The organism is Pseudorhodoferax sp. Leaf267 (assembly GCF_001422405.1).
Taxonomy (GTDB): Bacteria; Pseudomonadota; Gammaproteobacteria; order Burkholderiales; family Burkholderiaceae_C; genus Pseudorhodoferax.
Genome location: NZ_LMMV01000023.1, coordinates 327,775 through 343,363 on the forward strand (window position 1 = coordinate 327,775; position 15,589 = coordinate 343,363).

The 15,589-nt window shown below is 67.5% G+C and carries 10 protein-coding genes; 8 read left to right on the top strand and 2 right to left on the bottom strand.

Translation table 11 applies throughout. The features are described 5' to 3' along the window. Positions 1 to 3: 3 nt before the first annotated feature. Positions 4 to 864, bottom strand: coding sequence for a flagellar motor stator protein MotA (motA, locus tag ASF43_RS23485; protein ID WP_056186492.1), 861 nt, complete (start codon positions 862 to 864; stop codon positions 4 to 6). A 331-nt stretch (positions 865 to 1,195) separates the two neighbouring features. On the opposite strand from motA, the gene ASF43_RS31435 reads away from it, so the two are divergent. The 8 genes from ASF43_RS31435 to ASF43_RS23525 are packed head-to-tail and all read left to right on the top strand — an operon-like array spanning position 1,196 to position 14,050. Next, positions 1,196 to 8,788, top strand: a complete 7,593-nt coding sequence (locus tag ASF43_RS31435) for a tetratricopeptide repeat protein (RefSeq protein ID WP_200932594.1) — start codon at positions 1,196 to 1,198, stop codon at positions 8,786 to 8,788. Next, positions 8,785 to 9,555, top strand: a complete 771-nt coding sequence (gene rfbF / locus ASF43_RS23495; RefSeq protein WP_056186498.1) for a glucose-1-phosphate cytidylyltransferase — start codon at positions 8,785 to 8,787, stop codon at positions 9,553 to 9,555. Before ASF43_RS31435 ends, rfbF begins: the two co-directional genes overlap by 4 nt. 5 nt (positions 9,556 to 9,560) lie before the next feature. Continuing rightward, positions 9,561 to 10,643, top strand: a complete 1,083-nt coding sequence (rfbG, locus tag ASF43_RS23500; RefSeq protein ID WP_056186709.1) for a CDP-glucose 4,6-dehydratase — start codon at positions 9,561 to 9,563, stop codon at positions 10,641 to 10,643. A gap of 2 nt (positions 10,644 to 10,645) precedes the next feature. After that, on the top strand, positions 10,646 to 11,233 hold the full coding sequence (rfbC, locus tag ASF43_RS23505; protein WP_056186502.1) for a dTDP-4-dehydrorhamnose 3,5-epimerase: 588 nt from the start codon (positions 10,646 to 10,648) through the stop codon (positions 11,231 to 11,233). Continuing rightward, positions 11,226 to 12,056, top strand: a complete 831-nt coding sequence (locus tag ASF43_RS23510; RefSeq protein WP_056186505.1) for an NAD(P)-dependent oxidoreductase — start codon at positions 11,226 to 11,228, stop codon at positions 12,054 to 12,056. The genes rfbC and ASF43_RS23510 overlap by 8 nt, the downstream gene beginning before the upstream one ends. Then, on the top strand, positions 12,053 to 12,808 hold the full coding sequence (locus ASF43_RS23515) for a cephalosporin hydroxylase family protein (RefSeq protein WP_056186507.1): 756 nt from the start codon (positions 12,053 to 12,055) through the stop codon (positions 12,806 to 12,808). The genes ASF43_RS23510 and ASF43_RS23515 overlap by 4 nt, the downstream gene beginning before the upstream one ends. Before the next feature lie 13 nt (positions 12,809 to 12,821). Then, complete coding sequence (locus ASF43_RS23520) at positions 12,822 to 13,565, top strand: TylF/MycF/NovP-related O-methyltransferase (RefSeq protein ID WP_056186510.1); 744 nt, start codon at positions 12,822 to 12,824, stop codon at positions 13,563 to 13,565. Further along, complete coding sequence (locus ASF43_RS23525; RefSeq protein WP_056186513.1) at positions 13,562 to 14,050, top strand: DapH/DapD/GlmU-related protein; 489 nt, start codon at positions 13,562 to 13,564, stop codon at positions 14,048 to 14,050. Before ASF43_RS23520 ends, ASF43_RS23525 begins: the two co-directional genes overlap by 4 nt. Positions 14,051 to 14,097: 47 nt before the next feature. Here ASF43_RS23525 and ASF43_RS23530 read toward each other — a convergent pair whose 3' ends face one another. Continuing rightward, on the bottom strand, positions 14,098 to 15,312 hold the full coding sequence (locus tag ASF43_RS23530) for a flagellin (RefSeq protein ID WP_056186517.1): 1,215 nt from the start codon (positions 15,310 to 15,312) through the stop codon (positions 14,098 to 14,100). Between the last annotated feature and the right edge of the window lie 277 nt (positions 15,313 to 15,589).

Sequence of the window (15,589 nt, forward strand, 5' to 3'; positions counted from 1 at the left end):
GCCTTACTTCTTCTGCTTCACGTGCGCCTCCAGCTCGGCAAAGCTGGGGCGGTCGGTGGAGAACAGCACCTTGCGGCCGAACTCGATCGCGGTGGACGGGTTGTAGCCCTGCATGCTGGCGAGCAAGGTGGTCTTGATGCACTGCAGCTCCTTGGCCGCGTCCTCGCTCTTTTGTTCCAGCAGGCCGCCCAGCGGCTCGACCACGCCGTAGGCCAGCAAGATGCCGAGAAAGGTGCCGACCAGGGCCGAGGCGATCATGCCGCCCAGCACGGCAGGCGGCTGGCCCACCGAGCCCATGGTGTTCACCACACCCAGCACGGCGGCCACGATGCCGAAGGCCGGCAGCGCGCCGGCCAGCCGCGCGATGGCGGCCACGGGGGCATGCGCCTCCTGGTGGTGGGTCTCGATCTCGCTGTCCATCAGCGACTCGATCTCGTGCGCGTTCAGGTTGCCCGAGACCATCATGCGCAGGTAATCGGTCATGAACTCCACGACATGGTGGTCGCTGCCCACGGTCGGGTACTTCTTAAAGATCTCCGACTGCTCGGGCTCCTCGACGTCCTTCTCGATGGACATCAGGCCTTCCTTGCGCGCCTTTTGCAGGATGTCATAGAGCATCGCCATCAGTTCGAGATAGCGCGCCTTGGTGAACTTGGAGCCCTTGAAGGCCGTGGGCAGGGCCTTGAGCGTGGCCTTGAGCACCTTGGGCTGGTTGTTCACCGCGAACGCGCCCAGCGCGCCACCGAAGATCGTGATCAGCTCGAACGGCAGCGCGGTCAGGATCACGCCGATGTTGCCGCCGTGAAAGACATACACCCCGAAGATGCAGCCCATGGCGACGGCGTAGCCGATGATGACGATCATTGTTGTGGGCTGGCGGTTGTTGGGGTCGGATGCACGACGACCCGGTGCGACAAGGCGACGCGCCTGGGGGTCATCTGCTTGCAAATGTATCGGATGAGTCGCCGGATATGAAGCGTTTGAAGCGCGTATAAGCGGGCTAAACAACGGCCAGATCCGTGAACGGTCGGCGTGGCGGGATGAGTGGATGGCGGGATGCCGGGCCCTGGAGCCGCTGGCGCGGTCCGGGCAAATAGACCATGATTCGAACGTATTTCCGGCCGTGTGCGGTCGGTTCAGTCGCTATTCTCGGCAGAGTTTTTGTTCCAACGCCTTCATGCCGTGTTCCAAGCCCATGACTGAAACACTCGACGCCGCTGCCCTGTCGGAGCTCTTGGAGCAAGCCATCGAGCGGCACCGCGCCTTCGATTTCGACACGGCCGAGCGGCTGTACCGGGACGTGCTGGCGGCGGACCCGGGGCATGCGGATGCGTTGCACAACCTGGGCGTGCTGTATGCCATCGGCCTGGGCCGGCCCGGGGACGCCTTGCCGCATTTCGAGGCGGCGCTGAATGTGGGCGCAGACCGTCCGCAGTTCTGGTTCAGCTATCTCGACGCATTGATCCGCGCTGGGCAGCGGGCCATGGCCGAACAGTTGTTGCCCATGGCGCAAGCGCACGGCCTGTCACGTGTGCAGATCCAGGCGCTGACGGAGCGTCTGGCGCGCGCGCCGATGCCGGCAGCCGTGCTGGCCAACCCCGTCGCCGCGCCCGGGCCCGATGTGGCTGCAGCCATGGCCGACACACCGGACCAAGCCGATGCCTCCATGCCCTTGGTGGAGCAGCGCGCGTTGGTTGCGCTCTTCGGCCAGCGTGACTACGTGGGCGGAGAGGCGCGGGCCCGGGCGTTGCTCGAGCGCTATCCGAACGAAGGCTTCCTTTGGAAGGCCCTGGGCAGCATGCTGCAGTCGCAGGGGCGCAAGCCCGAGGCCCTCGAAGCCAAGCAGCGTGCGGCGGCCTTGTCGCCACACGATGCCGAAGCCCTGTGCAACCTGGGCCGTGCCTACTTCGAAATGGAGCAGCGCGGCCCGGCCATTGCGGCGCTGCGCGCTGCCATTGCCATCCGGCCCGACCATGCCGAGGCCTTGAACAACCTGGGCCTGGCCTTGAACGCCGATGGCCGGGTGGCAGAGGCTGCCGATTGTTTCGAACGTGCTGTTGCCCTGCAGCCAGGCTTTGCCGAAGCGCTGAACAACCTCAGTGGCATTTACGTCACGCAGGGTCGGGTCGACGCCGCGGTTGCCGTGCTGTCCCGTGCCGTGGCGGCCAAGCCCAGCTACCGCGTCGCTTTCGACAATCTGTTGTTCGCGATGAACTACCACCCGGACGCCAGTGCCGAGACGGTCTACGAGGCCTATGCGGCCTACGACCGGGCCTTTGGCGCGCCGCAGCAACTGCACTGGCAGAAGCACACGAATCCGCCCGCTGCGGGCCGGCGCCTGCGTGTGGGCTATGTGTCGCCGGACTTCAGGTTGCATGCCTGCAGCTTCTTCATGGATCCGCTGCTGGCCGGCCACGATCGCCAGGCCTTCGAGGTGTACGCCTATGCCGAGCTGCGCGATGCAGGCGACGGTGTCACGCAGCGCACGCTCGCGCTCGTCGACCACTGGGTGCTGACGCATGGCCTCAGCGACCGAGCGCTGGCCGAACGCATCCGCGCCGACGGCATCGACATCCTGGTCGATCTTGCCGGCCACACGAAGGGCAATCGGCTGGACGCGTTTGCGCTGAAGCCCGCGCCCGTGTCGCTGAGCTGGATGGGCTTTGGCTATACCACCGGCCTCACGGCGATCGACTACTACCTGACCGACGAAAACAGCGCCCCGGTCGGTTGCGAGCATCTGTTCTCCGAAACGCCGTGGCGGCTGCCGGACACGCCGTTCGCGGTGTACCGGCCTGGGCCGGGCATGGGCGTTGTCGGCCCCTCGCCGGCGCAGCGCACACAGCGCATCACGTTCGGCACCCTGACCCGCGGCATACGCATCAACGACCATACGATCCGGACCTGGTCGCAGATCCTCCAACGCGTTCCACAATCTCAGCTGGTCATCGACAGCCGCTCGTTCATCGACCCGGTCGTGGCCGACGCGCTGGCCGATCGCTTTGCGTCCTGCGGCATCGAGCGCTCCCGCCTGCAGATCGGCTGCCACAGCCCGCCGTGGGACCTGCTGCGCGAGATCGACATCGGCCTGGATTGCTTTCCACACAATTCGGGCACGACGCTGTTCGAGATGCTCTACATGGGCGTGCCCGTGGTGACGCTGGCCAGCCGGCCCAGCGTCGGCCGCATCGGAAGTTCCATCTTGCAAGGCCTGGGCCGCCCCGACTGGATTGCCCGGAGCGAAGCCGAGTACGTGGACAAAGTGGTGAGCCTCGCGCAGGACATCCCTGCACTGGCTGCGCTGCGCGCCGGTCTGCGGGCAGAGATGGCCGCCAGCGCGCTGATGGACGAGCGCTCCTTCGTGCGCTCTGTCGAGGCCGCTTACCGCGAGATGTTCGCGCGCTGGTCGGCGGCACAGGGCGGAACGCCCGCAGCCGCTGCCAGCGAGCCGATCGACGCAGACCTGTCCGCGCTGCGGGCCGAGCTGCTCTACAACGAAGGCAACACCCTGCATGCGCAGGGCCGCACGGCCGAGGCCGAAGCCCGCTGGCTGGCCGCGCTGACGCTGTGCCCGCATCATGCCGACGTGCACAACAACCTGGGCTTGCTGCGGCAGGAGCAGGGCCGGCCGGAGGAGGCGCAAGCCAGCTATCGTGCCGCGTTGCAGGCACGCCCCGACCATGCGCTGGCCCACCACAACCTGGGCAATGTGCTGCAGCACCTGGGCGAACTCGGCGAGGCCGTGGCTTGCTACCAGCGGGCGTTGAGCCTGGGACTGGATTCGCCGCACCTGTTCGACAACCTGCTGTTCCTGCTGAACTACGAGCCTGATATGGATGCCGCGACCATCTTCGCGGCCTACGAAGACTACGACCGCCGCTTCGGCCGGCCCCACCGGAAAGACTGGCGGCCGCATGCCCGTGCGCGCGACAGCCGTCGGCGGCTCAAGGTCGGCTACGTCTCGCCGGACTTTCGCCAGCATGCGTGTTCGCTGTTTCTGGAGCCTTTGCTGGCCGCCCATGACAAGCACGCGGTGGAGGTCTGGGCCTATGCGGAACTGTCGCGTGACGACGACGATACGACGCGGCGCTACCAGGGCCACGTGGACCACTGGGTCGCCACCCGTGGCATGAGCGACGAGGCCATGGCCGAGCGCATCCGGGCCGACGGCATCGACGTCCTGGTGGACGTGGCCGGCCACACCGTCGGCAACCGGCTCGGCGTTTTCGCGCGCAAGCCGGCGCCGGTGTCGCTGAGCTGGCTGGGCTTTGGCACCACCACCGGCCTGCGCGCGATCGACTACTACCTGGCCGACGCGACCAGCGTGCCGCCTGGCAGCGAAGCCGTCTTCTCCGAAGAGCCCTGGCGGCTGCCGGTAGGCTGGGTCTACCGCCCGGCGCCGGGCATGGGTGAGGTCGGCCCACTGCCAGCACAGCGTCGGGGCTCGGTCACATTCGGCACCTTGTCGCGCAGCATCCGCATCAACCACCACACGGTGCGGGTGTGGTCGCAGATCCTGATGCAGGTGCCCGGCTCGCGGCTGGTCATCGACAGCCGCAATTTCACGGACGCGCAAACCAGCGATCGTGTGCTGGCCCGCTTTGCCCAGCATGGCATCGCGGCGGATCGCCTGGCCATCGGCTGCCATAGCCCGCCCTGGGACGTGCTGCGCGACATCGACATCGGGCTTGACTGCTTTCCACACAACTCGGGCACCACCCTGTTCGAGATGCTCTACATGGGCCTGCCGGTCGTCACACTGGCTGCGCGGCCGAGTGTCGGGCGCATCGGCAGCGCGATCCTGCAGGCGCTGGGCCGGGCCGAGTGGATCGCCACGACCCAGGCCGAGTACGTGCGCAAGGTGGTCGCATTGGCCCAGGATCTGCCGGCACTGGCCGGCTTGCGCGCCAGCCTGCGCGAGCAGATGCAGGCCAGCCCCCTGATGGACGAGGCAGGCTTTGCGCGCAGCGTGGAGCAGGCCTACCGTGCCATGTTCGAGCGCTTCCAACAGCGTACTGCGCCCCGTGCCGGGCCGGCTGCGACGGAGCCGAGCCCGCAGGATGCCGAGACGCTTGCCCGGCTGTTCCGCGAGCGCCGCCTGGGCGAAGGCGAGCAACTGGCACGCGGCATGAGCCAGCGCTTCCCGGACAGCGGCTTCGTCTGGAAAGCGCTGGGCGTGATGCTGCAGGCGCAGGGCAAGAGCGAGGAGGCGCTGCGGGCCAAGCGCCGCGCGGCCGACTTGCTGCCCGACGACGCCGAGGTGTTCTGCAACCTGGGCCATGCGCTGCAGGACACAGGTCGCTTTGGTGAAGCCGAGCAGGTGCTGGCCCGTGCCCTGGCGCTCAAACCGGACTACCTCGAAGCGTTCAACAACCTTGCCATCACCTACCAGAAGCAAGGCCGACTGGATGAGTCGCTCGCGAATTTCGAGCGGGCGCTGGCGTTGCAGCCTGGCCATGAAGACATCTACGGCAACTTGCTGTTCACGCTGAACTACCACCCGGATCTTGGCGCCGACGAGATTTTCGGCGCCTATCGTGAGTACGACCGACGCTTCGGTCGGCCCCACCGCGGCGCCTGGAAGCGGTTTGCCAATCCGCGCACTGCGCAGCGGCGCCTCAAGGTGGGCTACGTCTCGCCGGATTTCCGTGAACACGCCGTCGCGCGCTTTCTGGAGCCGCTGCTGGCGTCACACGACAAGGGCGCGGTCGAAGTCTGGGCCTACGCCGACCTGGGCCGCGCAGACGCCGCCAGCGCACGCTACGAAAAGCAGGTCGACCACTGGGTGCCGACGCGGCAGCTGGACGACGCGGCCTTGGCCGATCGCATCCGCGCCGATGGCATCGATGTGCTGGTGGACGTCGCCGGCCACACCGTCGGCAACCGACTGGGGGTGTTCGCGCGCAAGCCGGCGCCTGTGTCCCTGAGCTGGTTGGGGTTTGGCTACACGACCGGCTTGTCCGCCATCGACTATTACCTGACGGATGCGCCGAGTGCACCGCCTGGCTCCGAAGCCCTCTTCTCGGAAACGCCGTGGCGGCTGCCTGTCAGCTGGGTCTACCGGCCAGCCGACGGCATGGGTGAAGTCGGCTCCCTGCCTGCCTTGCGCAACGGCAGCATCACGCTGGGCACGTTGACCCGTGCCGTGCGCATCAACCACCACACGCTGCGGGTCTGGTCGCAGATCCTGCACCGCCTGCCGCAGGCCCGGCTGGTGATCGACAGCCGCAGCTACGCCGATGCCAGCGCGCAGCAGGCCCTGGTGGCGCGGTTCGAAGCCTTGGGCATCGCGGCGGATCGGCTTGCGATAGGCTTCCACAGTCCGCCGTGGGATGTGCTGCGCGGCATCGACATCGCGCTGGACTGCTTTCCGCACAACTCAGGCACGACGCTGTTCGAGAGCCTGTACATGGGCGTGCCCTTCGTGACACTTGCAGCGCGGCCCAGCGTGGGCCGGCTCGGCAGTGCCGTGCTGCATGGCCTGGGCCATCCTGAATGGGTGGCCGAAGACGAGGCCGGCTACATCGCCCGCGTGCTGGAACTTGCGCAGGATCTGCCCCGGCTTGCTGCGTTGCGCGCCGGCTTGCGTCAACGCATGGCCGCCAGTGCGCTGATGGACGAGGCCGGCTTTGCGCGCCAGGTGGAGCGCGCGTACCAGCAGATGTTCGCGCAGTGGTGCCAGGGCGACGCCGATCCGGTGGTGGCCCTGGTCCAGCGCGCGCAATCGCTCTACCACCGCGGCAACGTCGAGCATGACGAAGGCCGGCTGGAGCAGGCTGCGGCGAGCTTGCGCCAGGCTGTGCAACTGGTGCCGGAGCTGGCCGAGGCGCACACCAACCTGGGGCTGGTCCTGCAGCAGCAAGGGCGACTGGCTGAGGCCGAGGCTTGTTACCGGGCCTCGCTCGCACAACGTCCCGAGTTCGCGCTGGTGCACTACAACCTGGGCACCAACCTGCGGGCACAGGGGCGCCCGGCCGAAGCCGAACGCGCATTGCGCGATGCGCTGGCGCTGGAAGCCACACTGCGGCCGGCGCAGGTGCTGCTGGACCGCGTCATGCAGGAGCAGGGCCTGTGGATCGAATCGGAGGTGTACTGGCGCGATGCCGTGCGCGAGCGGCCCGGTCAGTCCGACGGCTACATCCAGCTGGCCGCCGTCCTGCGGCGCCAGAACCGCCATGCCGAGGCCATCGCATGCCTGCAGCATGCGCTGCAGGTGGTGCCCGAGGAAGCGGCCCTCCACCAGCACCTGAGCACGGCCTACATGGAGCAGCGTCGGCATGCCGAGGCCGAGCAGAGCTGCCGCCGAGCGCTGGAGCTCGACCCCGACAGCGCCTTGGCCTGGAACAACCTGGCCAGCGTCTGGAATGCGATGCAACGCCTGGAAGAGGCGGAGTCGGGTTTCCGCAAGGCGCTGGAGCTGGACCGCGGGCTCGCTCCGGCCTACGGCAATCTGGGCATCGTGCTGCAGAACCAGGGCCGCCAGCAGGAGGCCGAAGCGGCCATGCGCCAGGGCCTGGCACTGCGGCCCGACGACATGACCGGGCACGGCAACCTGCTGTTCGTGCTGAACTACCACCCGGACAAGAGCGCCGAGCAGGTGTTCGAAGAGTACCGGCTGCACGACCAGATGTTCTACGCCGTGCACCGTCGCGACTGGCGGCCGCATGCCAACACGTCGGTACGCGGCCGGCCGCTGAAGATCGGCTACGTGTCGCCCGATTTCCGCCATCACTCCTGCGCGTACTTCGTCGAGCCCCTGCTCGCGCGGCATGATCATTCGGCGGTCACCGTCTATGCGTATGCGGAGCTGCAGCAGGAAGATTCCGCCACTGCGCGCTACCGCGAGCTGGTCGATTACTGGGTGCCGACGCTGGGCCTGAGCGATGCAGCGCTGGCCGAACGCATCCGCGCCGACGGCATCGACATCCTGGTCGACATCGCCGGCCACACGGCCGGCAACCGGCTGGGCGTGTTCGCCCGCAAGCCGGCGCCGGTCTCGGTCAGCTGGCTGGGCTACGGCACCACCACGGGCCTGTCGGCGATCGACTACTACCTGACGGATGCGCAGCATGTGCCGGCGGGCAGCGAACGCTATTTCTCCGAGACGCCCTGGCGCCTTCCCGTGGGATGGGTGTACCGGCCGCCGCCGCTGCGTCAGACCGGCGAGCCCGGCGCTTCGCCGGCACAGCGCAATGGGCATGTCACCTTTGGCACGCTGACGCGCGCGGTCCGGGTCAACGACGCCACCGTTCGCGTCTGGTCCGAACTGCTGCACCGCGTGCCTGGCTCGCGGCTGGTGGTCGACAGCCGCAGCTACCGCGACGACCAGACGTGCCAGGCGCTGGCGCGGCGTTTCGCCGCCCACGGCATCGCGGCCGATCGCCTGTCGATCGGCTGCAGCAGCTCGGGCTGGGAGCCCTTGCGCGGCATCGACATCAGCCTGGACTGCTTTCCGCACAACTCCGGCACCACGCTGTTCGAGAGCCTGTACATGGGCGTGCCGTTCGTGACGCAGGTCGGCCAGGCCGGTGTCGGCAGCCTGGGCTGCGCGATCCTGCATGGCGTCGGCCATCCGGAGTGGGTGGCGCACAGCGAGCAGGCCTACGTCGACAAGGCCGTGGCGCTGGCCATGGACGTGCCGCGGCTGGCGGCCCTGCGCGCCGGGCTGCGCGCACAGATGCAGGCCAGCCCGTTGATGGACGAGACCGGCTATGCGCGCGCGGTGGAAGACGCGTACCGCCAGATGTTTGCGCGCTGGGAACAGGACAACAAGGAGAAGGCACCATGAAAGCCGTGATCCTGGCCGGCGGCCTGGGCACCCGCATCTCCGAGGAGACGCACCTGAAGCCCAAGCCGATGATCGAGGTCGGCGGCAAGCCCATGCTGTGGCACATCATGAAGCTGTATGCGGCGCACGGCGTCAATGACTTCGTGATCTGCTGCGGCTACAAGGGCTACCTGATCAAGGAGTACTTCGCGAACTACTTCCTGCACATGTCGGACGTGACCTTCGACATGGTGAACAACCGCATGGAGGTGCACGAGAAGCACGCCGAGCCCTGGCGCGTGACGCTGGTGGACACCGGCGAAGACACCATGACCGGCGGCCGGCTGCGCCGCGTGGCCGAGTACGTGCGCGGCGAGGAGGCCTTCTGCTTCACCTATGGCGACGGCCTGGCCGACATCGACATCGCGGCCGAGATCGCCTTTCACCGCGCACACGGCAAGCAGGCCACGGTCACCGCCGTCATGCCGCCAGGGCGCTACGGTGCGCTGGTGCGCGAGGGCGAGCAGGTGCAGGGTTTCATCGAGAAGCCGCGCGGTGACGGTGGCTGGATCAACGGCGGCTTCTTCGTGCTGTCGCCCGAGGTGCTGTCGCGCATCGACGGGGACGGCACCAGCTGGGAGCAGGAGCCATTGATGGGCCTGGCCGCCGACGGCGAACTGGCAGCGTTCGAGCATCGCGGCTTCTGGCAGCCCATGGATACCCTGCGCGAGAAAAACATGCTGGAGGACCTCTGGCAGTCCGGCAAGGCGCCGTGGAAGTGCTGGTGAACCCCATGCCGGACTGCGCTTTCTGGCGTGACCGCTCGGTCTTCCTGACCGGGCACACCGGTTTCAAGGGCAGCTGGCTGGCGCTGTGGTTGCAGCGCATGGGTGCGCGTGTGCATGGCTACGCGCAGGACCCGGCCACGCAGCCCAGTCTGTTCGAGGTGGCGCGCGTCGGCCAGGGCCTGGCCAGCGATATGCGTGCCGATCTGGCCGACCGCGACGCCTTGGCACACGCCATGCACGCCGCGCGACCCTCGGTGGTGCTGCACCTGGCGGCGCAGGCCCTGGTGCGGCCTGGCTATGCCGACCCGGTCGGCACCTTCGCCACCAATGTCATGGGGACGGCGCACCTGCTGGAGGCCGTGCGCGGGGCGAGCAGCGTGCAGTCGGTCGTGGTCGTGACCACCGACAAGGTCTACGACAACCGGGAGTGGGTCCACCCGTACCGCGAAAGCGATGCGCTCGGTGGGCACGACCCCTACAGCGCGAGCAAGGGCGCAGCCGAGATCGTGGCAGCGAGCTACCGCGCCAGCTTCTTCGGCGTGGCAGGCGGCCACGCGGCCCGCATCGCCACCGCGCGGGCCGGCAACGTCATCGGCGGGGGCGACTGGGCGACCGATCGGCTGGTGCCAGACTGCCTGAAGGCCTTTGCTGCCGGCGAGCCTGTGCAATTGCGCTATCCCGGCGCCGTGCGGCCCTGGCAGCACGTGCTGGAGCCGCTGTCGGCCTACCTCCACCTGGCAGAGCGGCTGCTGGACCCATCGGGCGCCGCGCTGGCCAAGGGCTGGAACTTCGGGCCCGAAGCCAACGGGGATGCCACCGTGCTGGCGCTGGCGCGGTCATTGGCGCGGCACTGGGGCGATGGCGCCGCGGTGCAGGCGCCCGGCGCGGCCGGGCAGCCGCACGAGGCCGGCCAGCTGCGGCTGGACATCACGCAGGCGCGCGTCGAACTGGGCTGGCGCCCGCGCTGGAGCCTGGACCAGGCGCTGGCGGCCACGGTCGCATGGCAGCGGGCCTGGCTGCACGGCGACGATGCCCGCGCCATGGTGCACCAGCAGATCGACCACTATCTGGCCAGCCAGCCCCGCTGAACATGTCGACCGTTTCCACCCCGCGATTTGACTTCCAGCCCACGCCGCTGGCCGGCCTCTGGCTGGTCCAGCGCAAGCCGATCGGCGACGCACGTGGCTTCTTTGCGCGGCTGTACTGCGCCGAGGAGTTCCGTGCCATCGGTGTGCGCGCGGCGCTGTCGCAGCTGAACCATTCGTTCTCGCGCCAGGCTGGCACCGTGCGCGGCCTGCACTTCCAGCACGCGCCGCACCAGGAGACGAAGATCGTCAGCTGCCCCGCCGGCCGCATCTACGACGTGGCGGTCGACCTGCGGCGTGGCTCGCCGACCTTCCTGCAGTGGTTCGGTGCCGAGCTGTCGGCTGAGAACCAGCGCAGCCTCGTGGTGCCGCCAGGCTTCGCGCACGGGTTCCAGACCTTGAGCGACGACGCGCAGACGCTGTACTGCGTGACCGAGGCTTACCACGCTGCGGCCGAGGACGGGCTGAACCCGTTCGACCCCGCTCTGGCCGTGCGCTGGCCGCTGGCCGCGACCGAGGTGTCGGCCCGCGACGCGCAACGTGCCGCCATCGACTTGGCCACCTTCACGGGCGAGGAGGTCGCGCATGGCTGATGTGCCGATCACCGTGCTGGGCGCAGGCGGCTTCATCGGCGGGCACCTGCTGCGCCATCTGCAGGCAGCCGGCGTGCCCTGTGACGCACCGGCACGCAACGATGACACCTGGCTGCGCCGGCCGCTCGGGCATGTGGTCTACGCCATCGGGCTGACCGCGGATTTCAGGGCGCGGCCGCTGGACACGGTGCAGGCCCATGTCTGCCTGCTGCGCGAGTTGCTGGCGCACGGCGATTTCGCGTCGCTGACCTATCTGTCCAGCACCCGCGTCTATGCCGGCGCCGCGCGCACCGACGAGGCCGCGACCCTGCTGGTCGACCCGAACGCACCCGGCGATCTGTACAACCTGTCCAAGCTGATGGGCGAGTCGCTGTGCCTGCATGGTGGGCACCCACGCACGCGCGTCGCGCGCCTGTCCAACATCGTCGGCCTGCGGCCCGACCCGGACATCTTCATCGACCAGTTGCTCGAAGAGGGCCGACGCACCGGGCGCGTCCATTTGCGCACGGCACTGGCGTCGACCAAGGACTACCTGTGGATCGACGACGCGGTGGCGCTGCTGGCGCGCATCGCGGTGTCCGATGCGACCGGCATCTTCAACGTTGCCAGCGGTGAGGGCGTGGCCAACGCGCAGATTGCCCGAGCGCTGGAGCGCGACATGGGCTATGCCGTGTCCGTCGCCGCCGATGCGCCGGCCTGGGATTTCACCGCCATCGACATGCGCCACACCCAGCGCGCATTTGCCTTCACGCCCCGCAGGTTCTCGGATTACTTCCCCGAGTTCCTGCAGCACTACCGCCTCCAGAAAGGAATCACGGCATGACCTACCTCGAAACCACGCCCTCCGCCCACCCCGACTACCAGCAGGAAAAGAAGGACCGCATCGCGCGCTTCGGCAGCGACGCCGAGTTCCGGGCGCTGTCCAACCAGTGGCGTGCGATGGCGCTGGAGCGCAAGTACATGAACAACTTCTCGTGGCTGGGCCGTCCCCTGATCCAGCTGCCGATGGATGCCATGGCACTGCAGGAAATCATCTGGACCGTGAAGCCGGAGCTGGTCATCGAGACGGGCGTCGCGCACGGTGGCTCACTGGTCCTGTCGGCCTCGATGCTGGAGATGATCGGCCACGGCGAGGTCGTGGGCGTGGACATCGAGATCCGGCAGCACAACCGCCAGGCCATCGAGGCGCACCCGCTGGGCCACCGCATCCAGCTGATCGAAGGCTCCAGCACGGCGCCCGACGTGGTTGCCAAAGTGCGCGCTGCGGCTGCGGGGAAAAAGAGTGTGCTGGTCTGCCTGGATTCCAACCACACGCACGACCACGTGCTGGCCGAATTGCAGGCCTATGCCGACCTGGTCACGGTTGGCAGCTACTGCGTGGTGTTCGACACCTTCGTGGAAGACATGCCGGACGACTACGTCTGGACCGACCGCCCCTGGGGCAAGGGCAACAACCCCAAGACAGCGGTGTGGGAGTGGCTGCGCAGCCATCCCGAATTCCAGATTGACAAGTCGGTCGAAGACCGGCTGCTGGTGACCTCGGCACCCGACGGCTTCCTGCAACGCGTGGCCTGAGGAGAGCATCGACATGAACTTCCTCTCCAGTGTGTTCTTCGGCGTGAAGCCCGAGGGCTTCGTGAAGAACATCCAGGGTGCCATCGACAACCTCAACACCCAGAACGGCGTCTTCACCGGTGACAACCTGTTCACGTTCGGGCGCAACCTGGGCTTTTTCGAGGACGAGAAGTTTGTCAACGCCTGGCGCGGCGTGGTCGAGACGCCGATCGAGGAGGCCATCGTCTGGCGTCTGCATGTCGTGGCCTGGGCCGCCAAGAGCGTGATCTCACGCCGGGTCCCTGGCGATTTCGTCGAGTGCGCCTGCTACAAGGGCGGCACGGCGCGCCTGGTGGCCGACTACACCGACTTCAAGGACCAGGATCGCACGTACTACCTCTACGACCTGTTCGAGCACGATCCGTCCATGGCGCACCATGCGATGCCCGAGCACAGCAAGCAGCTCTACCAGCGCGTCGTCGACCGGTTCGCCGACATGTCCAACGTCCGTGTGACGCAGGGCAGCGTGCCGCAGGTGCTGCACGAGGTGGCGCCCGAGCGGGTGGCGTTCATGCACATCGATCTCAACAATGCTCCTGCCGAGATCGGGGCGCTGGAGGTGCTGTTCGATCGCCTGTCGCCGGGCGGCATCCTGATCCTGGATGACTATGGCTGGCTGGGCTACCGTGCGCAGAAGCTGGCCGAGGACCCCTGGCTGGCCGCGCGCGGGTACCACGTGCTCGAACTGCCAACGGGCCAGGGACTGGTGTTCAAGTGATCGTCATCCACCCCACCGCCAAGGTGTCGCCACTGGCCGACATCGAGGACTCGGTCCGCGGCACGCGCATCGAGATCGGCGAGCACACCGTCGTCGACAGCTTCGTGAAGTTCAAGCCGGCCGGGGGGCTGGGCGACGTCGTGATCGGTGCCTGGTGCGTTCTGAATTCGGGTTGCGTCGTCTACACCGGCAATGGCCTGAGGATCGGCAACCATGTCGCCGTCGCGGCCAATTGCACCTTCGCGCCCGTGAACCACGCCTACCGTGACCGCGACCGGCTGATCCGGGCGCAGGGTTTCATGCCCAGCAAGGGCGGTATCGTGATCGAGGACGACGTCTGGATCGGTGCCAACTGCGTGCTGCTGGACGGCGCCATCCTGCGCCGCGGCTGCGTGATTGGCGCGGGGGCCATCGTGCGCGGCGAGATCGCCGCCTACTCCGTCAACGCCGGCCAGCCTTTGCGCGTCGTGGGGCATCGCCAATAAGAAAGGCTGCTTGCGCAGCCTTCTGGGTCGGGGAGCCTTTCTGAAGCTTATTGCTGCAGCAGCTGCAACACCTGCTGGGGCAACTGGTTGGCTTGGGCCACCATCGCCGTGCCGGCCTGCTGCAGGATCTGCGTGCGCGACAGGTTGGCCGTCTCCTTGGCGAAGTCCGCATCCACGATGCGGCCCCGCGCAGCAGCCAGGTTCTCGATCTGGATCTCGACGTTGGCGACCGAGCTTTCGAAGCGGCTTTGCAAAGCGCCCAGGTCGGCGCGGGCGGCGTTCACCTGGTCCAGCGCACTGTCGATCTTCTTCAGTGCCACCCAGGCGTCGCGTTGGGTGGCAATGGTCAGGGTGTCGATGCCCAGCGCGTCCGTGGAAGTGTCGGCGGCATCGATCTCGCTACCGATGGTGCCGGTGTGGCCCGAGTTGGCGACCGTGAAGCCGGTCAGGTTCATGCTGACCGCGTCGCCCACGCTGTCGAGCCGGGACGACATGATGTCGATCGTGTACAAGCCAGATGCGTCCTGGGTCAGGAAAGCGGTGACGCCCGTGTCGGCCGACTTGCGGTTGATGGCCTCGACCATCTGGCCCATGCGCTCGGTGCCCGAACTGGCGGCCTTGATCGGGCCCAGATCCCAACTGGTCGTGCCGTCGTTGATCTGCTGGGCTGCGGCATCGGTGATGGCCGACAGGTCGTTGACGTTGCTGGCCTGGATGCCGGTCTCCGAGTTGTAGGCATATGCGACGCGCGCCAGGCCCTTGGCGGTGGTGTTCACGAGCGCGCCGACGGAGATGTTGTCGCCCGAGTTCGCGCCCACCTGGAACACAGCGCCCGAGAAGCTGCCGTCCAGGATCTTGGTCCCATTGAAGGACGTCTGCTTGGCGACGCGGTCGACCTCGTCGCGCAGTTGCGCCACTTCGGCCTGCAGCGCGGCGCGGTCGGCCTTGCTGTTCGTCGCGTTGGAGGACTGCACGGCCAGTTCGCGCATGCGTTGCAGCATGTCGCCGACCTTGCCCAGCGCGCCTTCGGCCGTCTGCGCCAGCGAGATGCCATCGTTCGAGTTGCGGGCCGCCACCGTCTGGCCACGCACCTGCGTGTTCATGCGTTCGGAGATGGCCAGGCCGGCGGCGTCGTCCTTGGCGCTGTTGATGCGCAGGCCGGAGGACAGCCGGGCCATGGAGGTGGCCAGCGAGCCTTGCGACGTGCTGAGATTGCGCTGTGCGTTGAGGGAAACGACGTTGGTGTTGATCGTTGCTGCCATTTGTGAACTCCTGGGTGACTGGGGGAGGGCTGAACCGAGATCGCCGGTTGCGTCGTCGGCACCCCGCTGACGGCCACTTCCCTGGGCGTGAGGGAATTATGGAAATCGCCGCTTCGGGCATACGGGCGAAAAGCGTTCAAAAGTCCGGCTTTTTCCGCGCTAGGAGCAAACAAACCCTCAAGTTCCGTCGCGTCCACCCGAAAACCTGAGCAATGGACCCCGATGGGGTTCGTTGACCGGCACAGTGGCTTCGGAAAATCCTTGTAGATCAAGGATC

What these genes read in the sequence shown, in the direction of transcription:
- rfbG (WP_056186709.1), top strand. Translation starts at nt 9,561, where the DNA reads ATGCCGGACTGCGCTTTCTGGCGTGACCGCTCGGTCTTCCTGACCGGG.
- ASF43_RS23510 (WP_056186505.1), top strand. Translation starts at nt 11,226, where the DNA reads ATGGCTGATGTGCCGATCACCGTGCTGGGCGCAGGCGGCTTCATCGGC.
- ASF43_RS23530 (WP_056186517.1), bottom strand. Translation starts at nt 15,312, where the DNA reads ATGGCAGCAACGATCAACACCAACGTCGTTTCCCTCAACGCACAGCGC.
- rfbF (WP_056186498.1), top strand. Translation starts at nt 8,785, where the DNA reads ATGAAAGCCGTGATCCTGGCCGGCGGCCTGGGCACCCGCATCTCCGAG.
- ASF43_RS31435 (WP_200932594.1), top strand. Translation starts at nt 1,196, where the DNA reads ATGACTGAAACACTCGACGCCGCTGCCCTGTCGGAGCTCTTGGAGCAA.
- ASF43_RS23515 (WP_056186507.1), top strand. Translation starts at nt 12,053, where the DNA reads ATGACCTACCTCGAAACCACGCCCTCCGCCCACCCCGACTACCAGCAG.
- motA (WP_056186492.1), bottom strand. Translation starts at nt 864, where the DNA reads ATGATCGTCATCATCGGCTACGCCGTCGCCATGGGCTGCATCTTCGGG.
- rfbC (WP_056186502.1), top strand. Translation starts at nt 10,646, where the DNA reads ATGTCGACCGTTTCCACCCCGCGATTTGACTTCCAGCCCACGCCGCTG.
- ASF43_RS23520 (WP_056186510.1), top strand. Translation starts at nt 12,822, where the DNA reads ATGAACTTCCTCTCCAGTGTGTTCTTCGGCGTGAAGCCCGAGGGCTTC.